Consider the following 24,795-nt stretch of genomic DNA (forward strand, 5'->3'; position numbering starts at 1 on the left):
ACAACCGTCGTAGCCATGGTCACGGCTCCGGTTGACAGTTTCATAGTGTTTCGGTGGTCATAGCGTGAGGGAAACGCCCGGTTACATTCCGAACCCGGAAGCTAAGCCTCACAGCGCCGATGGTACTGCAGGGGGGACCCTGTGGGAGAGTAGGACGCCGCCGAACTATTTGTTAAGGGAAAGCCCCGTGCCATCGGCACGGGGCTTTTCTGCGTTCAGGCGCAATTTGGGCGCTGGGGATGGACGATGTGGCCCGGGTGCGGTTGCACGTGCATGAGGACAACGGGCGGGCCGCGCGGTTCTATGAGCGGTTTGGGTTCGTGCGTGCTGGAGTTAGGGCGCTGGGAGTTCCGCGTTCGGCCAGCGGCTGCGGGCCTGTTCCTGGGAGCGGAGCAGGGCCAGTGTCGGCAGGCCGCGGGACGGGCCGGTGGTGAGCAGCTCGGGCAGCTGGGGGAGGGGGGCCACCGCCGCTACGTCGTCCAGGACGAGCGTCATTGGTGGGTCGAGCCGACCGGCGGGTGACCTGTCGGCCATCCGGCGGCCGTGCTCGACCACGCTTGAGGCGAGCGCCGTCAGCAGGGGCATCGCGCCCGGGTTCGCCTTGGGGTCCTCGATGGGTTCACCCACCACATAAAGCGTGCCCCCTTCGTCCACGAAAGAATCCAGGGTCAGCGCATCAGTTCGGTTCGGGGTGCAGGACTCGCGGATGTGGATCGTGAAGAGTGCGGAGAGGGCGCGGGCCGTCAGTTCCTGGGCCATGTCGCGGCGTTCCGGGTGCGAGGTGAGGGCGGCCTCCAGTTCGCCGGCGGAGCCGCCTGCCGCCTTCGGGTTCGTCCGCAGGATGCGTACGGCGTCTTGGACCTGGTTGCCCTGCGCCCAGCGGTGGACGTGGCGGAACGGTTTGCCGTCGACGGCCGCCGCGTGCAAGTAGCTGCGCAGCAGCGTTTCTGCGGTTTCGGCGAGCGCGGAGTCCAGCCGGGCCTGGGGCCTCGTCGGGGCGAGCAGCGCTGCCGCGCGGGTGGTGGCCGTGGCTCGGTCCGTGCAGCCCGCTGCGGGGTTCCAGTGCATGCGGGCCGGGGTGTCGCACCGGTGCGTCGGGTCGTACAGGAGGACCGGGCCCAGTTTGGCCCGGGCGTCCTTGGTCTCCTCCCAGACCTTCGCGGCCGAGGTGATGACGAGGACCGGGCCCTCGGCGTCACGGATGGCCTGTATGGCGTGGGGGTGGCGGTCGGTGGGCGAGCCCAGGAGGAGGGGGCCGAGGGCGCTGCGCGGGCTCGGGACAACTGCCTCCGGCCAGGGGGCGGGGTGGCTGGGCGCGGCGCCGGGTGCCGGTTCGGGCTGGCCGGTGCGCACCGGATCGGCCGGGTTGTGTGGCGGGGGCTGCGCTCCCAGATAGCTCTCGGCGCGGGGCGGGGTGAGGGGTTGCTCGTGCACGGGCCCGGCGGGGTTCGGTGCCTGGCCGAAGGGGGCCGTGGGAGCCGGTGCTTGTCCAGCCGGGCTGGGAACCTGTCCGGGGTAAGCCGTGTTCGGCGTCTGCCCGGTCGGGCTCGATGTGGCAGAGCCCGGTACTTGACCGAGGGGAGCCGTGTTCGATGATGGCCCGGTCGGACTCGGTGTGGCAGAGCCCGGCGCCTGACCGACGTAAGGCGTGCTCGGTGCGGCGGAGCCCGGCGCCTGACCGACGTAAGGCGTGCTCGGTGCGGCGGAGCCCGGCGCCTGACCGACGTAAGGCGTGCTCGGTGCGGCAGAGCCCGGCGCCTGACCGACCCAAGGCGTGCTCGGTGTGGCAGAGCCCGGCGCCTGACCGACGTAAGCCGTGCCAGGCGCGGCGTAACCCGGAACCTGTCCCGCCGGGCTCGCGTCCGGCGCGACGGAGCCTGGGGCCCGCTCGGTGGCACCCGCGTCCATGGCCATGGTCGGCCCGCCGGCACTCGGCACCTGTCCGACCGGCGCCGCCCCCGGCCCGGCCGCTCCCCGTGCCTGCTCACCGGTGCCCGGCGACTGCCGCACGTGATCACGCGAGGGTGGCAGCTGCTCAGCCGGGGCCGGGACCGGGGTCGTCCCCTTCGCGTACTTCCCGGAGCGGCGGACCGCCCGCCAGCGGGCGACCGTTCCCGCCACGAAGATCGCCAGGACCACCAGGATCATCAGCTGGCCGATGAAGAGGCCCCAGAACAGGCCGTAGTTGGAGAGTTCCGTCTTCGGGGTGGCCGGCCAGGCAGCCGGGATGTCGTGGGGTTGTGCGATCAGGGAGCGCATCGCCAGGGGAGTGTGACCGAAGGTGACGTTCGAGGGCCAGGCGCCCTTGGTGAAGAGGCCGGCCAGACCCGTCGCCGACCAGACCATGATCGTCATGCCGAGCAGAAACGCCAGGAGGCCGACGAGCAGGCCGTCGGGGACGCCGCCCCGGCCGCGTTCGTCCCCGTAGCGCCGATCGTCCCCGTAGCGCCGATCGTCCCGCACCATCACCAGGCCACCTGCCTCACGCCACCGTCGACTCGGAGGAGGACGCGTCCGTCAGGCGTTGTTCGACGAACGCCGCCGCCCGCTCCTCCGCCTCCAGCTCGGCCGCGTACAGCGCGTCGTCGCCCGCCGTCGGGTCGGAGGACTCCGTCATCGCGCGGTCGGTGAAGACCAGCGGGCGTTCCGTCTCGGTGATCAGGTGTTTGACCACTTGGACGTTGCCGTTGACGTCCCAGACCGCGATGCCGGGGGTGAGCGTCGGGATGATCTCCACCGCCCAGCGTGGGAGGCCCAGGACGCGGCCCGTGGCGCGTGCCTCGTCCGCCTTCTGCGCGTAGATCGTTCTCGTCGAGGCCATCTTCAGGATCGCCGCCGCCTCCTTCGCGGCCGCGCCGTCGACCACGTCGCTCAGGTGGTGGACGACCGCGACGAAGGACAGGCCGAGGCGGCGCCCGAACTTCAGCAGGCGCTGGAAGAGCTGCGCGACGAACGGGGAGTTGATGATGTGCCACGCCTCCTCCACCAGGAAGATGCGCTTCTTGCGGTCCGGGCGGATCCACGTGTGTTCGAGCCAGACGCCGACGATCGCCATCAGGATCGGCATCGCGATCGAGTTCCGGTCGATGTGGGACAGGTCGAAGACGATGAGCGGCGCGTCCAGGTCGATGCCGACCGTCGTCGGGCCGTCGAACATGCCGCGCAGGTCACCGTCGACCAGGCGGTCCAGGACGAGCGCGACGTCCAGGCCCCAGGCCCGTACGTCCTCTATGGCCACGTTCATCGCCTCGGCGGACTCCGGCTCGGGGTGGCGGAGCTGCTCGACGATGTCGGTCAGGACGGGCTGGCGCTCCACGATCGTCTCGTTGACGTAGGCGTGCGCGACCTTGAGGGCGAAGCCGGAGCGTTCGTCCAGGCCGTGGCCCATCGCCACCTCGATGATCGTGCGGAGCAGCGCCAGCTGGCCCGTGGTGGTGATCGCGGGGTCGAGGGGGTTGAGGCGGATGCCCATGTCCAGGGCGGCCGTCGGGTCGAGGCGGATCGGCGTTATCCCCAGCTCCTCCGCGATGAGGTTCCATTCGCCGACCCCGTCCTCGCCCTGCGCGTCGAGGACGACGACCTGGCGGTCGCGGAAGCGGAGCTGGCGCAGGACGTACGTCTTCTCCAGCGCCGACTTGCCGTTTCCGGACTCGCCGAGGACCAGCCAGTGCGGGGCCGGGAGCTGTTGCCCGTAGAGCTGGAAGGGGTCGTAGATGTAGCCCTTGCCGGAGTAGACCTCGCGGCCGATGATCACGCCGGAGTCGCCGAGGCCCGGCGCGGCGGTCGGCAGGTAGACGGCCTGCGCCTGGCCCGTCGACGTACGCACCGGAAGACGGGTCGTCTCCACCTTCCCGAACAGGAAGGACGTGAAGGCATCCGTGAGGAGGGACAACGGATCCCGCATGAGCAGCGCCTACCTTCTTGCCTTGGGGGAGACCATGGGGGACACCTTGGGGGACGCCTGGAAGGAAATCTGGAAGGACACCTTGAAGGACACGGCTACCGTCGGATTCCGGTGGCGAAAGGCAGGGTGTTCACGAACGCCCGGTGGTGCTCCCGGTCGCACCACTCCAGCTTGAGGTACGACTTTCCGGCGGAGGCCCGGATCGTGCGCTTGTCGCGGGCGAGCGCGTCGGGGTTGCGGGACGAGACGGTGATGTAGCCGACGAGGTTGACCCCGGCCGCGCCGCTGGCCAGGTCCTCGCCGCGCTGGTCGAGGCGGCCGTGGGCGGCGATGTCGCGCGGGTCGACGGTCCGGTTCATCTTGGCGGCGCGGGACGCCTCCGCCTCGTCGTTGGTCTTCTCCGTCAGCATCCGCTCGATGGCGACCTCCGTCGGTTCGAGATCCATCGTGACGGCTACGGTCCTGATCACGTCCGGCGTGTGGACGAGGAGCGGGGCCAGGAAGTTGACGCCGACCGGCGTCATCGGCCACTCCTTGACCCACGCGGTGGCGTGGCACCAGGGCGCGCGCGTGGACGACTCGCGCGTCTTGGCCTGCAGATACGTCGGCTCCATGGCGTCGAGCTCGGCCGGCCAGGCGTTGCGCTTCGTCATCGCCTGGATGTGGTCGATGGGGTGGTCCGGGTCGTACATGGAGTGGATGAGCGAGGCGAGCCGGCCCTGGCCGAGCGGCTGCCGTACGCGGATGTCGGCCTCCTGGAGCCGCGAGCAGATGTCCGTCAGCTCGCGGGCCATGACGACGGCGAGGCCCGCGTCCCGGTCGATCTTCCTGCCGGCCTTGGGGCGGGTGGCGCGGGCCATCGCGTTGGCCTCGGCGGCCAGTTCGCGGTTGAAGTGCATGCAGGCGACGAGGTAGGCGCGGTGCTGCTCGCTGCTGGTGGAGACCATGGACTGGAGCTGGTCGTAGGACTCGCGCAGCCAGCCGAGGGAGCGTTCGTCGCCGCGCATGGCGACGTCCTTGGCGTGCGCGTCCGGGTCGGCGGGCAGGGTGCGGGCGAGCATCTGGAGGCGGGTGACGAACCCGTCGCCGTTCGCCACGTGCTTGAGGAGCGTGCCGAAACGGTCGACCAGCGCCTCCTGGTCCTCGGAGTCGCGCAGGCCGACGCCCGGGCCCTCGATCTCGATGGCGGCGGTGACGGTACGGCGGTCGGCGTGCAGCAGGACGGCGATCTCGTCCGGGCCGAAGGGGGCCGCGAGCCAGGTCAGGCGGCCGATGCCGGGCGGCGGACCGATCTCGACCTCGTGCCCGTCGAGCCGGACCCCGGCCTCCATCGCGCGCGAGCGGTACGCCGTGCCGCGCTTCAGGGACCGCTTGTAACTGCGGTTGATCTCGAACCACTTGTAGAAGGTGCGGTGCTTGTACGGGACGTAGACCGCGGCGATCGCGAGCAGCGGGAAGCCCATGAGCAGCACGATGCGCAAGGAGAGGACGGGGACGAGGAGCCCGCACATCATGCCGAGGAACGCCCCGCCGATGATCAGGGCGATCTCGCCGGTCTCGCGGTTCCTGCCGACGATCGCGTTCGGCCGGGCGCGGCCGATCAGATATGTACGGCGGGGCGTGACCGGAGGGGACACATGGGACTGGGTCGTCAACGCCCTGCACCTCCTTGCGGTTTGCCGTTGCTGTTGAAGCCGGGGTTGCTGCCCCCGCCAGTGCCGCGGTTACCGGCGTGCGGGGTGTTCGTGGGGCTCGTACGGGGCGCGGGTGCGGCGGAGGGGACAGATCCGCCGCCGCCCGCGCCCGAACGGGTGCTGTGCGCGGCGACGCCGCCGGCGACGGGGTTGGCGGGGCGGGACTGCCCGCCTCCCCCGTTGCCGGCGCCGCTGTCCGCGCGGGCGCTGTGGGTCTTGATGCCCTGCGAGACGAGGCTGGCGGGCGAGGTGAAGGCGGCGGCGGCCTTGGACTCGGCGCCCTGCATGAGGCGGTTCTTGCGGACGTTGGCCATCTCGTCGCCGAAGCCGGGGACGAAGCGGTAGATCATGCCGCTGGCGAAGATGGCGAGCAGGACGATGGCGAGCCCGGAGACGATGGCGGCCAGCGAGGAGGGCCCGTCGTCGCTGCTGGAGAGCGCGCCGGCGAGGCCGAGCACGATCACGATGACCGGTTTGACGAGGATGATCGCGACCATGATGCCGACCCAGCGGCGGACGTGGCCCCACAGGTTCTTGTCGACGAGCCCGGAGTAGACGACGACGCCGAGCAGGGCGCCCACGTAGAGCAGGACGGCGCGCAGGTACAGCTCCAGGTAGAGCACGCCCGCGGCGACGATCGACACCAGGGAGACGACGATCAGCATGATCGGGCCGCCGCCGATGTCGTCGCCCTGTTTGAGGGCGTCGGAGAACGTGCCGAAGAACGTGTTCGTCTGGTTGCCCGTCGCGCTCGCCAGGACGTCGGTGACGCCGTCCGTGGCGGATACGACGGTGTAGAGGATCAGCGGGGTGAACGCCGAGGCCAGCACCGTCAGCCACAGGAAGCCGATGGCCTCCGACAGCGCCGTGCTCAGCGGCACGCCGCGCACGGCCCGCTTCGCCACGGCGAGCAGCCACAGCAGGAGGGTCAGGATCGCCGAGGCGGCGAAGACGATGGCGTACTGCTTGCGGAAGTTCGGGTTGGTGAAGTCGACGTCGGCCGTCTTGCGGACCGCTTCGCTGAGTTGGTCGACGGTCCAGGAGGCGGCGTCGGCGCAGCCCTTGGCGAGGCTGGAGAGGGGGTCCAGGGGGTTGGTGGTGTCGGGGGGCATGTCGCCGCCGCCGGAGGAGCCACTGAGGCCCTTGCGACTGCCGTCACCGCGCTGGCAGTAGGCCTTGGCGGGGCCCACGATGAGGTCGCAGTTGTCGTCCGGGGCCGCGAAGGCCCTGGCCGGGAGAAGGACGGCCGCGGTCTGTACGGCGGCGACAGCGCCGGTCAGTTTGAGCGCGAGGCGGCTACCGGGCATACGTGAAGCCTCCGTACTCCTCGACTGCCTTGGCGATCTCGTCGGCGGAGGAGACCTTGTTGTCACCGTTGACCGGGGACGGGCCGTCCTTCTGGGAGAAGCTCTCGACCTTCCAGTCGCCGTCCGTCCAGCGCAGCTTCAGGGTCATGGTGAACCAGTCGTTGGTCACCGGGGTCTTCGAGCCCTCCCCGGCCGTGCCGAAGGCGCCGGTGCACCAGACCTCGGCCGTCGCCGTGCTGTCCGCGTAGGCGGTCGTCCTGGTGCCGACCGGCACGGTGCGGGAGACGTACGTCTGGCCCGCGGCGGCGTTGCCGTGCTCGTCGAGGCCGATCTTGGCCAGGAACTCCTTCGAGTACGCCTTGTCGAACTGCGCCTGGAGGGCGCTCACCTTGTCGGCGACGAACAACTGGCGCACGATGTCGGTCCGGCGGTCCGCCTTGAGGATGTCGGCGGAGACCAGTTGAACCGCGTAATTGGCGGCAGCCGACTGCACCCCCTGCTCATCGTGCGAGAACCCCGAATCCACCGGCTTCGTCCCGGTCGCCGCCGTCGAGGAGGACTTCGGGGCCGAGCCGGAGTTCCCGCTGCCGCCGGAGGCGCTGTCGTCGCCGCGGTTGGCGAACGCGATCGCCGCGATCAGCAGGACCACGACGCCGACCACGGTGATGAGGGAGCGGGACGAGGAGCGGCCCGGTCTGCGCGGCTCGGGGCCGGGCGAGTCGGGGTAGCGGGTCCGGGTCTGGCCGGTGCCGCCGTAGACGTCGTCGCTGTGCCGGTCGTCGAGACTCATCGCGCGCACGTCCCCTCAACCTCGTGCTGAACCGCCGGATACGCCGTATACGACGGTAGCCGTGCTGATTGCCGCGCGGGCGCGGAGTGGTGACTCGACATCAGGGTGACGCAACCTCAGCCGGTGGGCACGACGGAACGGATGGTGTAGGGGACTGTGGGGGTCTGTGGCGATTGGGGGGATCTGGGGACTGGGGGGATCTGGGGACTTGGGGATCTGGGGACTGGGTGCCCCGGGGGACCGGGAGACCGGGGGACCGGGGTATCGGGGTATCGGACATGGTTCGAACAGAGGCATAACCGGCGAGGACCGGCCGGAAACGGACGGTGCGTTCTCCGCCGCGGGACGAGCGGCGGGAGAACGCGGTGCCGACGGGTTAGACGGCCATGCCGTAGACGATCGTGAAGAGCGTGCCGAGGGAGCCGATGATGAAGACTCCGGTGAGGCCCGCGACGATCAGGCCCTTGCCCTGTTCCGCGCTGAACGTGTCGCGCAGCGCCGTCGCCCCGATCCGTTGTTTGGCCGCGCCCCAGATCGCGATGCCGAGGCAGAGCAGGATGGCGATGGCCATCACCACCTCGATCATTACGCGTGCCTCGTTGCCCAGGCTCCCGAACGGGCCCCAGTCGGGGGCGATCCCGCCGATGATGGTCGTGATGTCGCCTTTTTCGGCTGCCAGCAGCATGTGTAACTCACCGCCCCATGTGGGTAGTTCTGTCGCCTCCGCCGCAGCGCAGAGGTCACGCCCATTCTGGCGCAGATTGGCGCGGATGCCTGCACCATTGCCGCCATTCGTTTGGCCGAGTTCGTACGCACCGTCGCTCGCCGGGCCGCCTGGCGGGCGGTTCGGTATGCGCCGTAACGTATCGTCACTCTGTGTATCACGCCTGGTCACGCCGGGCAATCGTCGGGCGATCAAGGTCGCTGGTGTCCGCTGCCTGTCCGGTGCCCGGCGCCCGGTGGTGAATCCCCGATCTTGGGGCCGGAGCCGTTCTAGACTGGAGGGTCGGTGGACTCCCGTGCGGCGAGAGGCGGTTGACGGTGCGTAAGGCGTGGATCGTCGCGGGGTCGGCCGTCGCCGGGGGGACGGGGTTCGTGACCCTGCTCGTCGTGGGGACGTACATGACGGCGGGCAGCCTGACGAACGGGGTGGGGCAGGGGGCCGTCGGGCTCGCCAAGGGCGCCGTGCCCGCCGCCTACCAGCCGCTCGTGCAGAAGTGGGGCAATCTCTGCCCCGCGATCAATCCGGCGCTGCTCGCCGCGCAGCTCTACCAGGAGAGCGGCTTCAACCCGAAGGCCACGTCGCCGGCGAAGGCGTACGGCATAGCGCAGTTCATCGCCGGGACCTGGGCGGCGCACGGCGTCGACGGGGACGGGGACGGCGACCGGGACATCTGGGACCCGAACGACGCGATCCCGTCGGCCGCCTCGTACGACTGCAAGCTCGCCGGTTACGTGAAGGACGCGCCCGGCGACCCGACCAAGAACATGCTCGCGGCGTACAACGCGGGCGCGTACGCCGTCATCAAGTACGGGGGCGTGCCGCCGTACCGCGAGACGCAGAACTATGTGAAGACCATCACGACCCTGGAGAAGAGCTTCGCCCGGCCCGTCGGGCGGGTGCAGCCGTCGCAGCAGGCAGCCGCGGCGATCTACTACGCGCAGAAGAAGCTCGGGACCCCGTACCTGTGGGGCGGGAACGGGACGGCGGACCAGGGCGGGCGGTTCGACTGCTCCGGGCTGACCAAGGCGGCGTACGCGTCGGTCGACATCGAGCTGCCGCGCGTCGCGAACGACCAGTACAACGCGGGTCCGCACCCGAAGCGGGACGAGCTGCTCCCGGGCGACCTCGTGTTCTTCTCCGACGACCTCCAGAACAGCCGCGCCATCCGGCACGTGGGCATCTACGTCGGGGGCGGGTACATGATCGACGCGCCGAGGTCGGGTGCCGTCATCCGGTTCGACCCCGTCGACACGCCGGACTACTTCGGCGCGACCCGGGTCACGGAGGCCGGCGCGGAGGCGTTGCCGACCGCGTCGCCAGAGGTGTGACGTGGCTTGAACTCTCCGTTAACGCCCGGGCCTGAGCTGCGGGTTTGCGTCTCTCTTCGATAACGTCTGCGTGATCATTCGGTGGAGTGCGGAACGTGGGGAAGGTGGACGTGCGTTCCTTTTACTGAATCGGAAACAGACCACGGGGGTGGCTGAGGACGAAGGGGCCGTTGAACCATGGCTGGACTCGAGGCACTCGAGAGTTCCGGGTCGAACCCTGACGTCTCCCTGCTCTACGACATCAACGGGCTGACGGACGCCACCCCGGGCTGGTTCGACCGGGCCATGGAGTTCGTCGGCGAGTACGGGATCCTGTTCGGCCTCGTCCTCGTGGTGCTGTGGTGCTGGTGGGGCGCGCGCAAGCGCGGGGCCCTCGACGACGCGGCGTCCTCGGTCGCCGCCGTGGTGTGGGCGCCGCTCGCCGCCGCCGTCGCGGTCCTGGTGAACGTACCGATCCGGTCCTTCGTCGAGCGGCCACGGCCGTTCAAGGACCACGAAGGGCTCACCGTCCTCGTGGACGGCAAGAACGACTTCTCGTTCGTCAGCGACCACGCGACGCTCGCGATGGCCATGGGCGCCGCGCTCTTCGTCGCCCACCGCAAGCTGGGCCTCGCCGGGCTCGCGCTCGCCGTGGTGGAGGGGTTCTGCCGGGTCTTCATGGGAGTGCACTACCCGACCGACGTGGTCGGCGGCTTCGCGCTCGGCACCGCCGTCGCGCTGCTGCTCTCGCCGCTCGCCTCGGCCCTGCTCACGCCGCTCGCCAGGGCGATCGGCCGGTCCCGCGCGGCGTGGCTCGTGTGGGCGCCTAGGGCTGTGGCGACGGCTCCGGGCGCGGTGGAGCTTCCCGAGGCCCGCGGGTCGTCGGGGACCGCCGAGGAGCGGGATCTGGCGGCGTAGTCGGCCCCTTGCCGCCGCGGATCAGGGTGAGACCACCGGCTCCCGCGGCCGCCGCGACAGCGGCGGAGACCACCAGGAGCGGGCCCGCCTCGGGGTGCGGTGTCCCGTCGTCGAGGGCAGCGGCCGCGGCGGCGCCCAGGGTGAGGACGGCGGCGGTCGCGGTGGTGGCGGCGACTATGCGGGGTCTGTTCATGGTTCCAGGGCACCCCTGCCCGCCCGTCTGGGCCACCCGAGGGCGTGTCGCCTGCTCCATCCGGGGGGAACGGGCGTACGAGGCGGTTAGGACAGCCCTTGGGGACCGGCGCTCACAGCGCCTGCTGGAACGCGAAGAAGCCCGTCGGGTCGTACTGGCGCTTGACCTTGGTGAGGCGGTCGGCCGCCGCCCCGTAATACGCCTTCTTCCAGTCGCTCAGCGTCGAGTCCGTGTAGTTCTGGTACGCCGCGCCCGACGCGTACGGGCCCATCGCGGTGTGCGCCTTTTTCAGCCAGTCCCGTGCCGCCGATCCTGAGGTGCCCGCCCGCCACGACACGATGTACTGGGCGAGCATCCGCGAGCGGCGGTGGACGAACGCCGTGGCCGTCGGGTCGACCCGGTTGACGGCGCCGCCGAGCGCGGTGAACGCGACGGAGCCCGCGCCCGCCGCCACCGACTCCAGCTGCTTGAGCAACGTGCGCACGCCGGCGTCCGACAGGGAGCGGTCGAAGAAGTCCGAGTGGGCCGCGTACGTCTCGCGCTGGAGGTCGCCCGCGACGGAGCGGCCGGGCGTCGGGCCCGGCAGATGGCACTGCTCGTCGTCGGAGAAGGCCGAGCAGCCGGCGTAGACCTCCATCGACTCCTTGTACGAGCGGCGCTTCAGCGAGACCGAGGTGGCCGGGCCCGGGCCGCCGGGGCCGTCGGCGAGGCGGTCGACGGCGTTCTGGAGTTCGGTGTAGGTGCCGAGGGAGAAGGCGGCTACGGAGATCGTGGGGCGACCGCCCGCGGCGTTGGCCACGTGCAGCGTCGACCAGATCTCGTCGGGCTGCTCGGGGCCCCACTTCTGCCACGCCTTGAGGACCGTCGCCGCCTTCGACCAGGGCCACGTCATGTACGCGGAGACCCCCTGCGGCGCCGGGTGGGTCTTGAAGCGCAGCTCGGTGACGACGCCGAACTGGCCGTTGCCCGCTCCGCGCAGGGCCCAGAACAGGTCTTTGTTCGTCGAGGCGTCGGCGGTGAGTTGCCTGCCGTCCGCCGTGATGAGGGTGGCGCCGGTCAGACTGTCGCAGGTCAGGCCGTACGCGCGGGAGACGACGCCGTGGCCGCCGCCGAGCGTGAGGCCACTGATGCCGACCGTCGGGCAGGAGCCCGCCGGGATGGTGACGCCCTTCGCGGCCAGGCCCCGGTAGACGTCGATGAGTTTGGCGCCCGCGCCGACGACCGCCTCGCCGCCCGAGGCGCGGACCGACTTCATGCGGGACACGTCGAGGATCAGCCGTCCGTCGCCGGAGGAGTAGCCCGCGTAGGAGTGCCCGCCGTTGCGTATCGCGACCTTCACCTTGCGGGCGCGGGCGTACGCGAGGGCCGTACGGAGGTCGTCGGGGCCAGCGGCGTACGCGACCGCGCTGGGCCTCAGCTCGTCGAAGCGGGTGTTGTAGAGCTGGCGGGCCGCCGCCCACGCGGACTGTCCGGGGCGGACCAGGGAGCCGTCGAGGTCCTTGGCCAGCGCGTCGAGGTTCGCGGCGGCACGGACGGAAGGGGAGGCGCTCGCGCCCGTGGAGCGGACGGGGCCGGAGGAGGAGGCGCGGGAGGCGGACGACGCGGGCGCCGACGAGTCGTCCGGGGTGCAGGCGGAGGCCGCTCCCGCGGTGAGCGCCGCCGCCGAGGCCGCTATGAACGTACGCCGCTGCATCTGTGTCTCCCTCGGCCACCGGTTGCTTCCCGGTGACGAGACGCGTCACAGGAAGCCGGGGTTCCCCCGGCCGGTCATGTGCCCGTCATGCGGCCTGTGCATGCTCCTCCGCGTCGGAGCGTGCCTTGCTGCGCGCCCGTCTCGCGGGGCCGCGCCAGCCGCAGGTGCACCGGGCCGCCGCGAACCGGCCCTGTTCCTCGACGGTCGTCGCGTGCTCGCGCGTCGCCTGCTCGTGCTGCTGTCGTGCCACCCGGACACGGTAACGGGACCGGGTGAACGGCCCGCGTACACCTCCGTTCGCGTGACGGTCGACCCTACTCGTCGTTAACCGGTCAACAGCGGGGCCGCATTCGCACGGACGGGCTTGGGGGTAGACAAGCGATGGTGGTGCAGCAAAGGCGCCCGACGAGGACAGGGGCGGCGGCCGTGGCCGCGGCGGGCATCATGGCGTGCGCGGCCGGGTGCGGCGGCGGCGCCGAGGCGGGTGACCTGCACGCGAACGCCACGCACGTGGTCCGCCAGGCCGCCGACCGGCTGGTGCGCGAGGGCAGTTCCGAGGCGACCACGTCGATGGAGATGGCGAGCGGCGGCACCCGCGTCACCGTCCGCGGCGAGGGCCTCTACGACTACCGCGCGGGCGTCGGCAGACTGACGGTGCGGCTGCCGCAGGACGCGGCCGGGGCCCAGGAGCACCGGCCGATCACCGAACTCCTCGCCCCCGGCGCCCTCTTCATGAAGAACCGGGGCGCGGGCGTCCCCGCCGACAAGTGGGTCCGGGTCGACACCGCCTCGCTGAGCGACGGCAATCTGGTCACGGGCGGCGCCACCGACCCGCTCGCGGCGGCCGAACTGCTGCGTGGCGCGCGCGAAGTGACGTATGTGGGCGAGAGCGACATCGCGGGCGTACGGACCCGGCACTACCGGGGGACCGTCGACCTCGGGGCCGCCGCGAAGGCCGCGTCCGAGGGGAACAGGGGCGCGCTCGCGGCGGCGGCGAAAGGGTTCGGCGGCTCGGCGGTGCCGTTCGACGTCTACCTCGACGAGGAGGGCCTGATCCGCAAGGTCAGGCACCGCTTCAGCTTCGCGGACACGCAGAACAAGAAGGACGTCGCCGTCGCCTCGACGACGCTGCTCTACGGGTTCGGGAAGTCCGCGAGCGTCCGGCTGCCGCACAAGCGGGACATCTACGCGGGCAAGGTCGCCGAGAAGGCCGGGCCGTAGGCCCCGCCTGGGGCCGGAAATGGTTCTTCCGTGCCATGCGCGGTCCGTAGGGCGCTCCCTACTCTGGGAAGTCGACCGACGATGGCTGGAAGAGGTGATGAGCGTGGCTCCCGTAGGTACGGCTGTTCAGGACCACGTCGCCCTCGCCGAGATCGAGTTGTGCGGTGAACTGATCATCGCGGCGTCCGCCGTCCCCGAGGGGCGGCTCAGCGCGGACCGGATCGACGAGGTGCTGCGAGTCGCCGAGGCGCTGCCCGGCGGCCCGCACGGCGAGACCCGAAGCTGAGGTCACGGATCCAAGGGCCAGGACCCCGCCCGAGGAACGTCCGACAGCCGAACCCTCAGGTAAGCCAGTTGCGTCAGGCACGTCAGTTGCGTCAGGCATGTCAGTTGTGTCAGGTACGCAGCAGCCGCGCGATCGCCTTCGTGGCCTCCTCGACCTTCGCGTCGATCTCGTCGCCGCCCTTGACCGCCGCGTCGGCGACGCAATGACGCAGATGCTCCTCCAGGAGCTGGAGCGCGAAGGACTGCAGGCCCTTGGTGGAGGCCGACACCTGCGTGAGTATGTCGATGCAGTAGACGTCCTCCTCGACCATGCGCTGGAGGCCGCGGATCTGGCCCTCGATCCGGCGCAGGCGCTTGAGGTGCTCGTCCTTCTGGTGGTGGTAGCCGTGGATGCCGCGGTCGTGGTCGGTCACGATCTCGGCGGTGCCCTGCTCCGACCCGCCCTCGGCGGCCGCCGTCGGGCTCGCGTCCGTGGTCATCGTGTCCGACCTCCCGTAGTGGTCCTGTATACCCCCAGTGGGTATAGGATACCGGATTTTGCGCGGGCCCGGCCGGTTCGCGGGACCCCGTGCTGATCACTCTGCCTGATGGGCGACACTGGGGGAACGCCGGTTAGCCGTGGCCGGATGATGCGCCTAGCATCAGCCTGACCCATATCCAGAGCACCCCGAGGACCCCACGTGCGTTTTCGTCTGACCCCCAGGGAGACGAGCTTCTACGACATGTTCGCCGCGTCCGCGGACAACATCGTCACGGGCTCGAAGCTCCTGATGGAACTGCTCGGGGCGGATACCTCCGCCCGGGCCGAGATCGCGGAGCGGATGCGGGCAGCCGAACACGCCGGTGACGACGCCACCCACGCGATCTTCCACCAGCTCAACTCCTCGTTCATCACGCCGTTCGACCGCGAGGACATCTACAACCTCGCCTCGTCGCTCGACGACATCATGGACTTCATGGAGGAGGCCGTCGACCTGGTGGTTCTCTACCAGATCGAGGAGCTCCCGAAGGGCGTGGAGCAGCAGATCGAGGTGCTCGCGCGGGCGGCCGAACTGACGGCCGAGGCGATGCCGAACCTGCGCACGATGTCGAACCTCACCGAGTACTGGATCGAGGTCAACCGGCTCGAGAACCAGGCCGACCAGATCCACCGCAAGCTGCTGGCCCAGCTCTTCAACGGCAAGTACGACGCCATGGAAGTGCTGAAGCTGAAGCAGGTCGTCGATGTGCTGGAAGAGGCGGCCGACGCCTTCGAGCACGTGGCCAACACGGTGGAGACCATCGCCGTGAAGGAGTCCTGAGGCCGGCTCATGGACACCTTCACCCTGATCGTGACGATCGGCGTCGCGCTCGGATTCACGTACACGAACGGCTTCCACGACTCGGCGAACGCCATCGCCACGTCCGTCTCCACCCGTGCCCTGACGCCCCGCGCGGCGCTCGCCATGGCCGCGGTGATGAACCTCGCCGGTGCCTTCCTGGGCAGCGGCGTCGCCAAGACGGTCAGTGAGGGCATCATCGCCACGCCCGAGGGCGACAAGGGGATGGGCATCCTCTTCGCCGCCCTGGCGGGCGCGATCGTGTGGAACCTCATCACCTGGTACTTCGGGCTGCCCTCGTCGTCCTCGCACGCGCTGTTCGGCGGCATGGTCGGCGCGGCGCTCGCCGGGGGTACGACCGTGTACTGGTCCGGGGTGCTCGACAAGATCGTCATCCCGATGTTCACGTCGCCGGTGATCGGTCTCGTCGTCGGTTACCTCGTGATGACGCTCATCATGTGGATGTTCCGGCGCTCTAACCCGCACAAGGCGAAGCGCGGATTCCGGATCGCGCAGACCGTCTCCGCGGCCGGCATGGCGCTCGGCCACGGTCTCCAGGACGCGCAGAAGACCATGGGCATCGTGGTCATGGCGCTCGTCATCGGCGGCCACGAGACGTACAAGGACCCGATCCCGGTCTGGGTCAAGATCGTGTGTGCGGTGATGCTGTCGCTCGGTACGTACGCGGGTGGCTGGCGGATCATGCGGACCCTGGGTCGGAAGATCATCGAACTGGATCCGCCGCAAGGGTTCGCCGCCGAGACGACTGGGGCCTCGATCATGTTCGGGTCGGCGTTCCTGTTCCACGCGCCGATCTCGACGACGCATGTCATCACGTCCGCGATCATGGGTGTGGGGGCGACCAAGCGGGTCAACGCCGTTCGGTGGGGGGTTGCCAAGAACATCGTGGTGGGGTGGTTCATCACGATGCCGGCGGCGGCGCTCGTCGCTGCCGCGAGCTACGGGATTGTCTGGCTGGCCTTCGCTTAAGCCGCCCAGGGGCGCGGGGAACTGCGCGCTCAGCCACGGAAAAGCCGCGGACGCGACTGCTCATGTACCGAGCAGACGCGTCCGCGGCTTTCGTCGTGGCTGGTCGCGCAGTTCCCCGCGCCCCTGGCGGCGATCCTGTCCCCCGGCGTCACGAAGTGAGAGCCCGCCCCCCTACCGGGGGCGGGCTCTCGGGCCTCGTGGCGGCACCGCCATGCAGCGCCACGAGGAGTCCGGGTCAAACGGGCGGCCAGCCCCTAGCCGAAGCGGCCCGAGATGTAGTCCTCCGTCGCCTGGACCGACGGGTTGGAGAAGATGCGCTCCGTCTCGTCGATCTCGATGAGCTTGCCGGGCTGGCCGACCGCCGCGAGGTTGAAGAAGGCGGTGCGGTCCGAGACGCGGGCCGCCTGCTGCATGTTGTGCGTCACGATGACGATCGTGAACTGCTCCTTCAGCTCACCGATCAGGTCCTCGATGGCGAGGGTCGAGATCGGGTCGAGCGCCGAGCAGGGCTCGTCCATGAGCAGCACGTCCGGCTGGACCGCGATGGCGCGGGCGATGCACAGACGCTGCTGCTGGCCGCCGGAGAGGCCGGAGCCCGGCTTGTTCAGACGGTCCTTGACCTCGTTCCAGAGGTTGGCGCCCTTGAGGGACTTCTCGACGACGTCGTTCAGCTCGGACTTCTTGTAGGAGCCGTTGAGCTTCAGGCCCGCCGCCACGTTGTCGAAGATCGACATGGTGGGGAAGGGGTTGGGGCGCTGGAAGACCATGCCGACGGTGCGGCGTACGGCGACCGGGTCGACGTGGGAGCCGTAGAGGTCCTCGTCGTCCAGGAGCACCTTGCCCTCGACGCGGCCGCCGGGGGTGACCTCGTGCATCCGGTTGAGGGTGCGCAGGAAGGTCGACTTGCCGCAGCCGGACGGGCCGATGAAGGCGGTCACGGAGCGGGGCTCGACGGTCATCGAGATGTCGTCGATCGCCTTGTGGGATCCGTAGTAGGCGGTGAGTCCGCTTACGTCGATTCGCTTGGCCATGATGGGTTTCACTACTTCCGGTCGAGTCGCTGAGGGGCGCATGCGCGTTTGAGCGCGTGCGCGGGTAGCCGCGTCAGCGGCTCGTCTTCGGGGCCTTCCAGCGGGCCACGCCGCGGGCCAGAAGGTTGAGGATCATGATGAAGGCGATGAGGACCAGGGCCGCGGCCCAGGCGCGGTCGTACGCCGCCTCGCTGCCGCCGCTGCTCGCGTACTGCTGGTAGATGTAGAGCGGCAGCGACGCCTGGGGGCCGTCGAACGGGTTGCTGTTGATCAGCGGGTTGCCGAAGACCAGGAGCAGCACCGGGGCCGTCTCGCCCGCGATACGGGCGACCGCCAGCATCACACCGGTCGTGATGCCGCCGATCGATGTCGGCAGGACGACCTTGAGGATGGTGCGCCACTTCGGGACGCCGAGGGCGAGCGAGGCCTCGCGCAGCTCGTTGGGTACGAGCTTGAGCATCTCCTCGGTGGAGCGGACCACGACGGGGATCATCAGGATGGACAGGGCCATCGAGCCGGCGAAGCCGGAGAAGCCGAAGCCGAGGATCAGGATCCAGAAGCTGAGGATGAACAGGCCCGCGACGATCGACGGGATGCCCGTCATGACGTCGACGAAGAAGGTGACCGCCTTGGCGAGCTTGCCGCGGCCGTACTCCACCAGGTAGATCGCGGTCAGCAGGCCGATCGGCACGGAGATCAGGGTGGCGAGGCCGACCTGTTCCAGGGTGCCGAGGATCGCGTGGTAGATGCCGCCGCCGGGCTGGTAGGCGGTGACGAAGCCCATCGAGTGCGACAGGAAGTAGAAGTCGAGGACCTTGATGCCGCGCTTGACCGTCTCGAAGACGAGGGAGGCGAGCGGAAGGACAGCCAGGATGAAGGCGACCCAGACGATGCTGGTCGCGGTCCTGTCCTTGGCCTGGCGCTTGCCCTCGACCTTGGCGGCGAGGCCGTAGGTGACGAGGACGAAGAGCAGGGCGGCTATCAGGCCCCACTGGATGCGGCTGCTCAGTCCGGCGCCGAGGCCGATGGCGCAGGCCGCGGCGATCGAGCCGAGGGCGATGGCCCAGGGCGACCAGCGGGGCAGGCGCGCGGCGGAGAGGGACGAGGGGCGCTTCGCGGGTGCGGGCGCGGGCGTCGTCGCGTGGCTCATGCGTTGGCCCCCGAGTACTCGCTGCGGCGGGCGATGATGAACCGGGCCGCGCCGTTGACCAGCAGGGTGATGACGAAGAGGACGAGGCCGGAGGCGATGAGGGCGTCGCGGCCCTGGTCGTTGGCCTCGGAGAACTTCGCGGCGATGTTCTGCGCGAAGGTGCCGCCGCCCGGGTCGAGCAGGCTGGCGTGGATCAGGAAGTCGGGGGAGAGGACCGTGGCGACGGCCATCGTCTCGCCGAGCGCGCGGCCGAGGCCAAGCATCGACGCGGAGATCACACCGGAGCGGCCGAAGGGGATCACCGACATGCGGATGACCTCCCAGCGGGTGGCGCCGAGGGCGAGGGCCGCCTCCTGGTGCATCAGGGGGGCCTGCCGGAAGACCTCGCGGGAGACGTTGGTGATGATCGGCAGGATCATGATCGCGAGCAGGATGCCCACGGTGAGCAGGGTGCGCGGGGCGCCGCCCTGCCAGGAGAAGATCCCGGTCCAGCCGAAGTAGTCGTCGAGCCAGCTGAACAGGCCCGTCATGTGCGGCACCAGGAAGAGGGCGCCCCACAGGCCGTACACGATGGACGGTACGGCGGCGAGCAGGTCGATGACGTAGGCGATGGTGCCGCTGAGCTTCTTCGGCGCGTAGTGCGTGAGGAAGAGCGCGATGCCGACGGCGACCGGGACCGCGATCAGCATGGCGATCACCGAGGTGACGATCGTGCCGAAGGCGAGGACGGCGATGCCGAAGACGGGCGGGTCCGCGGTGGCGTTCCACTCGAAGGTGGTGAGGAAGTTGCCCTCGTTCTTCGAGAGGACCAGCGAGGCGCGGTAGGTGAGGAAGACCGCGATCGCGGCCATGATCACCAGGAGCAGGATGCCCGAGCCGCGCGAGAGACCGAGGAAGACCCGGTCGCCGGGGCGGGTGGCGCCGCGGGCGGCGGCCTTCTCCTGCGCTGGGGTCGGACGGTCGGCGGGCGCCGGTGGCGCGGGTGATTGCGTGGTTATGTCCATGGGGTTCTCCGGTCTGCGAAGCCCTTTCCGCTCACTGCGGTCGCGTACGGGCTTCTGGCGGCGGTGCACCGGACGGTGCGGGCCACCCGCTGGTGGGGGTGGCCCGCACGCGGGCTAGCTGATGCTGGCGACGGTCTCGCGGACCTTGGCGTTGATCTCCGTGGGGATCGGCGCGTAGCCCAGGTCGGAGAGGGCGGCCTGGCCCTCTTCGGAGGCCGTGTAGGTCAGGAAGGACTTGGTCGCGGCGAGGGTGTCGGCCTTGTTGCCCTTGTCGCAGACGATCTCGTACGTGACCAGGGTGATCGGGTAGGCGCCCTCGGCCTTGGTGGCGTAGTTCAGCTCCAGGGCGAGGTCCTTGCCGGTGCCGATGATCTTGGCGTCGGCGATCGCCTTGGAGGCGTTCTCCGTGGTGGCCTTGACCGGGGCGGCGGCGCCCGTGGCGATGTCGACGGTCTTCACGCCGTCCTTGGCGTAGGACAGCTCGAAGTAGGAGATGGCGCCGTCGGTCTGCTTGACCTGCTGGGCGAGGCCGGAGGAGCCCTGCGCGGACTGGCCGCCCTTGGCCTGCCAGGCCTTGCCGCCCTCGTACTTCCAGTCGCTCGGGGAAGCGGCCTTCAGGTACTTGGTGAAGTTGTCCGTGGTGCCGGACTCGTCCGAGCGGTGGTACGCCTGGATCTTGGTGGACGGCAGCTTCGCGTCGGGGTTGAGCTTCTTGATGGCCGCGTCGTCCCACTTGGTGATCTTCGAGTCGAAGATCTGCGCCAGGGTCTTCGCGTCCAGGACGAGGTTGTCGACGCCCGAGACGTTGTAGGCGACGGCGATCGGGCCGCCGACCATCGGCAGGTCGATGCCCTGGCCGGTCTTGCAGACCTTCTTGGAGGCGGTGACCTCGTCGGGCTTGAGCGCCGAGTCGGAGCCGGCGAAGGCGACCTGGCCCTGGTTGAACGCGGTGACGCCGGCGCCGGAACCGTCGGGCTTGTAGTTGATCTGCACGCCCGAGCAGGCCTGGGCGAAGGACTGGCGCCAGGCGTCGATGGCGTTGGCCTGCGCCGAGGAGCCGATGCCGAGGAGCTGGCCCTTGGCGTCGTCGCACTTGATGTTCGAGCCGTCCGCCTTGGCGGAGGAGCTGGCGCCGCCGCCGCTGGTGTTGCCGGTGTCGTCGGAGCCGCACGCCGTGAGGGCCAGGGCGCCGGAGACGGCGAGAGCGCCGAGGGAGAGGGCGCGGAGCCGGTTCTTGCGCTGAAGCTTCACCTTCGGATGTTCCTTCCAGGAGCCGCCGGCCTCTTGTCGTCCGTGGCGGCGTGCGAAGTCTGCGTATGTCTCGGATTTCTCAGTGAACGGTGAGCGGGTCCCTTGTCGCGGGGACTCACCGTCCACGGCCGAAATTAGGCAGATCAGGTGAAGTGACCGATGGCCGTGAATGAACGGAGGGTGAACCTAAGCGGGCGGTGTGGTTAGGTCACGGAGCGATTACGTCAGGTGGGCGTGGAGGGCCGTGAGCAGAGCGTCGACGAGCTTGCGGTCGCGGGGCTCCGTCAGGCGGTTGCGGGCCGCCGCCGGGGGGAGCCACAGGACGCGGTCGACCTCGCGGTTCGGGGTGAACGTGCCCGACGTCGCCTCGGCCGCCCAGTACGCGACCGTCTTGGGGCGGCCCGCGGCCACGTAACGGACGGTGGGCAGAGTGGCCCCCGGGGCGCACTCCTGGCCGGTTTCCTCCCGTACCTCGCGCAGCGCGCCGTCCAGTTCGGACTCGCCGCGCTTCAGCTTGCCCTTCGGGTGCGACCAGTCGTCGTACTTGGGCCGGTGGACGAGGCAGATCTCCAGGCCGTCGTCGAACGGCGAGCGGCGCCACAGGACGCAGCCCGCGGCGCGGACGGTGTGCGTGTTGTCTTCGATGTCGTCATGGCGCACGGTCACGGGGTTCCCACTGTCTCTCGCTGCCATGCCTGCCGGAACGCGGTTCTGGAGGCATCCACCTGATGGCGCTGGTCGGCGTGGAGCACGCCCAGGGCGTACGCGGTCGCGGGCGCGATGCGCGGGGTGCGGGCCGCCTGGGCGGCGGCGGCCGCGGCCTCGGCGGCGTCGCGGTGGGCGTTCAGGGCGTGCGCCGCCTCGTCGTCGGCGGAGCGTCCGCCGCCCGCCGGGGTGCCGAGGGCGACCTCCTGGGCGTACCGGTGCAGCCGGAGCAGCAGCCGTACGTGGTGCCAGGGCGTGTCCGCGTCCGGGTTGTACGGGTGGCCGGCCGGGTGCAGGGCGGCGACCGCCTCGGTGAGCCGGGACTCGGCGGCTGTCGCGAGCTTCTTCAGCCCGGTGTCGGCGCCGCGCAGCGGGACCTCGCTGGCGAGCACGGCGACATTGTCCGCGACGGCGTGGAAGCGGGACGAGCCGAGGGCGCCCAGCGCGGTGCTGTGGGCGCGCGTCTTGGCGAGGGTCAGCTGGCGGTCGAGGAGGGCGGCGGCCTTCGCGGCGCCGAGGGTGAGGGTCTCGCGGGCCGGGGGCGCCCCGGTGTCGGACCGTACGGCGGGGTGGTGGACGGCGGGGCGCGCGGTCACGGTCGTGAGCCGGTGCAGCGCGTCGTTCAGCCGCAGCAGGCGGTCCGCGTACGCGTGCTCCTGCGCCAGGGTGCCGGACAGCCAGGCCAGTTCGGGCCGCAGCGCGTCGGACCAGTCGGCGTCCAGGAGCGGGCGGAACGTGTGCAGGGTGCCGCTGATGCGGCGGGCGGCGCGGCGCAGGGCGCGGGCCGCGCACGCCGTCTCCCCGGCCGCGCCGCTCTCGCGGTGCTGGCGCAGCGCCCGCAGGAACTCGGTGGCCTGGTCCCGCAGATAGGACGCGAGGGCCGAGTCCGCGGTGTCCGCGGCGGCGGCAGGGGCCGGGACGGATTCAAGGTGTCGCTGTGCCACGCCGGCGCCTCCGGGCGTCTATGAGCATCTCCTGTACGTTGCGCAGGGGCCGCCCGTCCGCGTCGAGCGCGTGCCGGGTCCAGTCGCCGTCCGGGCCGAGGTGCCAGGAGGCGGTGTTGTCGGACATCCCCGTCTCGAGCAGCCGGCTGAGGGCCGCCCGGTGGGCCGGGTCCTCGACGCGGACCAGGGCCTCGATGCGGCGGTCGAGGTTGCGGTGCATCATGTCGGCGCTGCCGATCCACACCTCGGGCTCGCCGCCGTTGCCGAAGGCGAAGACCCGGGAGTGCTCCAGGAAGCGGCCGAGGACCGAGCGGACCCGGATGTTCTCGGACAGGCCCGCGACGCCGGGCCGCACCGCGCAGATCCCGCGCACCCACACGTCGACCGGGACGCCTGCCTGCGACGCGCGGTAGAGCGCGTCGATGACGGCCTCGTCGACCATCGAGTTGACCTTGATGCGGACGTACGCGGGGCGGCCCGCGCGGTGGTGCTGGACCTCCTTCTCGATCCGCGTGACCAGGCCCGTGCGCAGGGACCTCGGGGCGACGAGGAGGCGGCGGTAGGTCTCGCGGCGCGAGTAGCCGGAGAGCCGGTTGAAGAGGTCGGAGAGGTCGGCGCCGACCTCCTGGTTCGCGGTGAGCAGCCCCAGGTCCTCGTAGAGCCGGGCCGTCTTCGGGTGGTAGTTGCCGGTGCCGACGTGCGAGTAGCGGACGAGCTGGTCGCCCTCCTGGCGCACGACGAGCGACAGCTTGCAGTGCGTCTTCAGACCGACGAGCCCGTAGACGACGTGGCAGCCGGACTCCTCCAGCTTCCGCGCCCACTTGATGTTGGCCTGCTCGTCGAAGCGGGCCTTGATCTCCACCAGGACGAGGACCTGCTTGCCCGCCTCCGCGGCGTCTATCAGCGCATCCACGATCGGGGAGTCGCCCGACGTCCGGTACAGCGTCTGCTTGATCGCGAGCACGTCCGGGTCGTTGGCCGCCTGCTCAAGGAACGCCTGGACGGAGGTGGAGAAGCTGTCGTACGGGTGGTGGAGCAGGACGTCGTGGGTGCGCAGCGCCGCGAATATGTCGGGCGCCGACGACGACTCGACCTCGGCCAGATCGCGGTGGGTGCCCGCGACGAACTTCGGGTACTTCAGCTCCGGCCGGTCCAGGCCCGCGATCGAGAAGAGGCCGGTCAGATCGAGCGGGCCGGGCAGCGGGTACACCTCCGCCTCGCTGATCTTCAGCTCCCGCACGAGGAGGCTCAGCACCTCGGAGTCGATGGTCTCCTCGACCTCCAGGCGCACCGGCGGTCCGAAGCGGCGCCGCATCAGCTCCTTCTCCAGGGCCTGGAGCAGGTTCTCGGTGTCGTCCTCCTCCACCTCCAGGTCCTCGTTGCGGGTGAGGCGGAACATGTGGTGCTCCTCGACGGTCATGCCGGGGAACAGCTCCGCCAGGTGGCGCGGGGCGGCGATGACGTCCTCTATGGGGACGTAGCGCTGCGGGGACGCCTCCAGGAAACGGGAGAGCAGCGGCGGGACCTTGACGCGGGCGAAGTGCCGGTGGCCCGAGACCGGGTTGGAGACCACGACCGCGAGGTTGAGGGAGAGACCCGAGATGTACGGGAACGGGTGCGCCGGGTCGACCGCGAGGGGCGTGAGCACCGGGAAGATCTGCTGCATGAACAGGGTGTAGAGCCGGGCCTGTTCCTTCTCGGTCAGCTCGTTCCAGCGCACGACGTGGATGCCCTCGTCGGCCAGGGACGGGGCGACCTCGTCCTGATAGCAGGCGGCGTGCCGCGCCATCAGCTCGCGCGAGCGGTTCCAGATCAGCTCCAGGACCTCGCGGGGCTGGAGCCCGGAGGCGGAGCGGGTGGCCACGCCGGTCGCGATGCGGCGCTTCAGCCCCGCCACCCGGACCATGAAGAACTCGTCGAGGTTCGAGGCGAAGATCGCCAGGAAGTTGGCGCGCTCCAGGAGCGGGGTGTTCGGGTCCTCGGCCAGTTCGAGCACCCGCTCGTTGAACGCCAGCCAGCTGCGCTCGCGGTCCAGGAAACGGCCCTGCGGCAGCTCGGCGCCGCTCGCGTCCTGACCCGCGTACTCGTCCTCGTAGTCGTCCGGGTCCGCGTCGATGTCGGCGACGATCCCGGCGAGCTTCGCGGCCGTGCGGTCGTAGTCCGCTCCCGCCACGGGTTGCGGGCGGTGCGCGGCGAGCGAGCCCACGGACGGCTGCGGGGCCGCCGTGGCCTGCGGCGCGGAGGTGGTCGGGTCCTGGGCGGCGTTCGACTGACTCGGCTGGCTCATGGCCCCATTCTTCCGCGCGAGGGCCCGTCCGGGCGCGGCGTGGAGGCGGCCCGGGCGGTCGGGGTCCGGGGTCTGCGC

Annotated in this window: 22 protein-coding genes and 1 rRNA gene; 7 read left to right on the forward strand and 16 right to left on the reverse strand. The window is 70.4% G+C overall.

What is annotated here, in order from left to right:
- The first annotated feature begins 49 nt into the window (after positions 1-49).
- Positions 50-166: ribosomal RNA gene (rrf, locus tag N5I75_RS18035) — 5S ribosomal RNA — on the forward strand.
- Between the two features lie 167 nt (positions 167-333).
- Here rrf and N5I75_RS18040 read toward each other — a convergent pair.
- The 6 genes from N5I75_RS18040 to N5I75_RS18065 form a co-directional block, all read right to left on the reverse strand.
- Entirely contained in the window at positions 334-2,466 is a 2,133-nt protein-coding gene (locus N5I75_RS18040; protein ID WP_476678743.1) for a type IV secretory system conjugative DNA transfer family protein, read from the reverse strand.
- 16 nt (positions 2,467-2,482) lie between these two features.
- The gene (locus N5I75_RS18045; protein WP_476678745.1) at positions 2,483-3,904 is read right to left on the reverse strand and encodes an ATP-binding protein; all 1,422 of its coding nucleotides are present in this window, start codon (positions 3,902-3,904) and stop codon (positions 2,483-2,485) included.
- A 95-nt stretch (positions 3,905-3,999) separates the two neighbouring features.
- Positions 4,000-5,559, reverse strand: coding sequence for an SCO6880 family protein (locus tag N5I75_RS18050; protein WP_476678747.1), 1,560 nt, complete (start codon positions 5,557-5,559; stop codon positions 4,000-4,002).
- Entirely contained in the window at positions 5,556-6,905 is a 1,350-nt protein-coding gene (locus N5I75_RS18055) for a hypothetical protein (RefSeq protein ID WP_476678749.1), read from the reverse strand. Before N5I75_RS18055 ends, N5I75_RS18050 begins: the two co-directional genes overlap by 4 nt.
- Positions 6,895-7,695 carry a DUF8175 domain-containg protein gene (locus tag N5I75_RS18060; protein ID WP_476678751.1) on the reverse strand — a complete coding sequence of 267 codons (801 nt, stop codon included), beginning with the start codon at positions 7,693-7,695 and terminating at the stop codon, positions 6,895-6,897. Before N5I75_RS18060 ends, N5I75_RS18055 begins: the two co-directional genes overlap by 11 nt.
- A 376-nt stretch (positions 7,696-8,071) precedes the next feature.
- On the reverse strand, positions 8,072-8,380 hold the full coding sequence (locus N5I75_RS18065) for a hypothetical protein (protein ID WP_394432769.1): 309 nt from the start codon (positions 8,378-8,380) through the stop codon (positions 8,072-8,074).
- A gap of 356 nt (positions 8,381-8,736) precedes the next feature.
- Between N5I75_RS18065 and N5I75_RS18070 the strand changes: the two genes are divergently transcribed.
- Both N5I75_RS18070 and N5I75_RS18075 read left to right on the forward strand, forming a co-directional pair.
- Positions 8,737-9,747 (forward strand): bifunctional lytic transglycosylase/C40 family peptidase, encoded by a 1,011-nt coding sequence (locus N5I75_RS18070; RefSeq protein WP_476678753.1) that lies wholly within the window; start codon positions 8,737-8,739, stop codon positions 9,745-9,747.
- A 177-nt stretch (positions 9,748-9,924) separates the two neighbouring features.
- Complete coding sequence (locus N5I75_RS18075; protein WP_476678755.1) at positions 9,925-10,644, forward strand: phosphatase PAP2 family protein; 720 nt, start codon at positions 9,925-9,927, stop codon at positions 10,642-10,644.
- 305 nt (positions 10,645-10,949) lie between these two features.
- Here the strand turns inward: N5I75_RS18075 and N5I75_RS18080 are convergent, their stop codons facing one another.
- Together N5I75_RS18080 and N5I75_RS18085 are read right to left on the reverse strand one after the other, a co-directional pair.
- Positions 10,950-12,530: an FAD-binding oxidoreductase gene (locus N5I75_RS18080; RefSeq protein WP_476678757.1), complete on the reverse strand. Its 1,581-nt coding sequence runs from the start codon at positions 12,528-12,530 to the stop codon at positions 10,950-10,952.
- An 85-nt stretch (positions 12,531-12,615) separates the two neighbouring features.
- Positions 12,616-12,780, reverse strand: a complete 165-nt coding sequence (locus N5I75_RS18085; RefSeq protein ID WP_476678759.1) for a hypothetical protein — start codon at positions 12,778-12,780, stop codon at positions 12,616-12,618.
- A gap of 137 nt (positions 12,781-12,917) precedes the next feature.
- On the opposite strand from N5I75_RS18085, the gene N5I75_RS18090 reads away from it, so the two are divergent.
- Together N5I75_RS18090 and N5I75_RS18095 are read left to right on the forward strand one after the other, a co-directional pair.
- A complete protein-coding gene (locus N5I75_RS18090; RefSeq protein ID WP_476679533.1) occupies positions 12,918-13,751 on the forward strand; it encodes an SCO4651 family lipoprotein in 834 nt (277 codons plus the stop codon).
- 97 nt (positions 13,752-13,848) lie between these two features.
- Positions 13,849-14,037 carry a hypothetical protein gene (locus tag N5I75_RS18095; RefSeq protein WP_476678761.1) on the forward strand — a complete coding sequence of 63 codons (189 nt, stop codon included), beginning with the start codon at positions 13,849-13,851 and terminating at the stop codon, positions 14,035-14,037.
- A gap of 109 nt (positions 14,038-14,146) precedes the next feature.
- Here N5I75_RS18095 and N5I75_RS18100 read toward each other — a convergent pair whose 3' ends face one another.
- Positions 14,147-14,515: a metal-sensitive transcriptional regulator gene (locus N5I75_RS18100; protein WP_476678763.1), complete on the reverse strand. Its 369-nt coding sequence runs from the start codon at positions 14,513-14,515 to the stop codon at positions 14,147-14,149.
- Positions 14,516-14,716: 201 nt separating this feature from the next.
- Between N5I75_RS18100 and N5I75_RS18105 the strand changes: the two genes are divergently transcribed.
- Complete coding sequence (locus N5I75_RS18105; protein ID WP_394432785.1) at positions 14,717-15,337, forward strand: DUF47 domain-containing protein; 621 nt, start codon at positions 14,717-14,719, stop codon at positions 15,335-15,337.
- Positions 15,338-15,346: 9 nt separating this feature from the next.
- On the forward strand, positions 15,347-16,345 hold the full coding sequence (locus N5I75_RS18110; RefSeq protein ID WP_476678765.1) for an inorganic phosphate transporter: 999 nt from the start codon (positions 15,347-15,349) through the stop codon (positions 16,343-16,345).
- 254 nt (positions 16,346-16,599) lie between these two features.
- Here the strand turns inward: N5I75_RS18110 and pstB are convergent, their stop codons facing one another.
- The 7 genes from pstB to N5I75_RS18145 all read right to left on the reverse strand — a co-directional run bounded on the left by pstB (position 16,600) and on the right by N5I75_RS18145 (position 24,717).
- On the reverse strand, positions 16,600-17,376 hold the full coding sequence (pstB, locus tag N5I75_RS18115) for a phosphate ABC transporter ATP-binding protein PstB (RefSeq protein ID WP_476678767.1): 777 nt from the start codon (positions 17,374-17,376) through the stop codon (positions 16,600-16,602).
- A 73-nt stretch (positions 17,377-17,449) separates the two neighbouring features.
- On the reverse strand, positions 17,450-18,526 hold the full coding sequence (gene pstA / locus N5I75_RS18120; protein ID WP_476678768.1) for a phosphate ABC transporter permease PstA: 1,077 nt from the start codon (positions 18,524-18,526) through the stop codon (positions 17,450-17,452).
- Positions 18,523-19,530 carry a phosphate ABC transporter permease subunit PstC gene (gene pstC / locus N5I75_RS18125; protein ID WP_476678770.1) on the reverse strand — a complete coding sequence of 336 codons (1,008 nt, stop codon included), beginning with the start codon at positions 19,528-19,530 and terminating at the stop codon, positions 18,523-18,525. Before pstC ends, pstA begins: the two co-directional genes overlap by 4 nt.
- A gap of 114 nt (positions 19,531-19,644) precedes the next feature.
- Positions 19,645-20,781 carry a phosphate ABC transporter substrate-binding protein PstS gene (gene pstS, locus N5I75_RS18130; RefSeq protein WP_476678772.1) on the reverse strand — a complete coding sequence of 379 codons (1,137 nt, stop codon included), beginning with the start codon at positions 20,779-20,781 and terminating at the stop codon, positions 19,645-19,647.
- A 219-nt stretch (positions 20,782-21,000) separates the two neighbouring features.
- Entirely contained in the window at positions 21,001-21,474 is a 474-nt protein-coding gene (locus tag N5I75_RS18135; RefSeq protein WP_476678774.1) for an NUDIX hydrolase, read from the reverse strand.
- Complete coding sequence (locus N5I75_RS18140; protein ID WP_476678776.1) at positions 21,444-22,430, reverse strand: CHAD domain-containing protein; 987 nt, start codon at positions 22,428-22,430, stop codon at positions 21,444-21,446. The genes N5I75_RS18135 and N5I75_RS18140 overlap by 31 nt, the downstream gene beginning before the upstream one ends.
- Positions 22,411-24,717 (reverse strand): RNA degradosome polyphosphate kinase, encoded by a 2,307-nt coding sequence (locus N5I75_RS18145; protein ID WP_476678777.1) that lies wholly within the window; start codon positions 24,715-24,717, stop codon positions 22,411-22,413. Before N5I75_RS18145 ends, N5I75_RS18140 begins: the two co-directional genes overlap by 20 nt.
- Between the last annotated feature and the right edge of the window lie 78 nt (positions 24,718-24,795).

It is taken from the genome of Streptomyces sp. R818 (assembly GCF_056172735.1).

Coding starts and splice junctions, on each gene's coding strand:
- N5I75_RS18040 (WP_476678743.1), bottom strand. CDS start 2,466: ATGGTGCGGGACGATCGGCGCTACGGGGACGATCGGCGCTACGGGGAC.
- N5I75_RS18045 (WP_476678745.1), bottom strand. CDS start 3,904: ATGCGGGATCCGTTGTCCCTCCTCACGGATGCCTTCACGTCCTTCCTG.
- N5I75_RS18055 (WP_476678749.1), bottom strand. CDS start 6,905: ATGCCCGGTAGCCGCCTCGCGCTCAAACTGACCGGCGCTGTCGCCGCC.
- N5I75_RS18060 (WP_476678751.1), bottom strand. CDS start 7,695: ATGAGTCTCGACGACCGGCACAGCGACGACGTCTACGGCGGCACCGGC.
- N5I75_RS18065 (WP_394432769.1), bottom strand. CDS start 8,380: ATGCTGCTGGCAGCCGAAAAAGGCGACATCACGACCATCATCGGCGGG.
- N5I75_RS18075 (WP_476678755.1), top strand. CDS start 9,925: ATGGCTGGACTCGAGGCACTCGAGAGTTCCGGGTCGAACCCTGACGTC.
- N5I75_RS18080 (WP_476678757.1), bottom strand. CDS start 12,530: ATGCAGCGGCGTACGTTCATAGCGGCCTCGGCGGCGGCGCTCACCGCG.
- N5I75_RS18095 (WP_476678761.1), top strand. CDS start 13,849: ATGAGCGTGGCTCCCGTAGGTACGGCTGTTCAGGACCACGTCGCCCTC.
- N5I75_RS18100 (WP_476678763.1), bottom strand. CDS start 14,515: ATGACCACGGACGCGAGCCCGACGGCGGCCGCCGAGGGCGGGTCGGAG.
- N5I75_RS18110 (WP_476678765.1), top strand. CDS start 15,347: ATGGACACCTTCACCCTGATCGTGACGATCGGCGTCGCGCTCGGATTC.
- pstB (WP_476678767.1), bottom strand. CDS start 17,376: ATGGCCAAGCGAATCGACGTAAGCGGACTCACCGCCTACTACGGATCC.
- pstA (WP_476678768.1), bottom strand. CDS start 18,526: ATGAGCCACGCGACGACGCCCGCGCCCGCACCCGCGAAGCGCCCCTCG.
- pstC (WP_476678770.1), bottom strand. CDS start 19,530: ATGGACATAACCACGCAATCACCCGCGCCACCGGCGCCCGCCGACCGT.
- N5I75_RS18135 (WP_476678774.1), bottom strand. CDS start 21,474: ATGGCAGCGAGAGACAGTGGGAACCCCGTGACCGTGCGCCATGACGAC.
- N5I75_RS18145 (WP_476678777.1), bottom strand. CDS start 24,717: ATGAGCCAGCCGAGTCAGTCGAACGCCGCCCAGGACCCGACCACCTCC.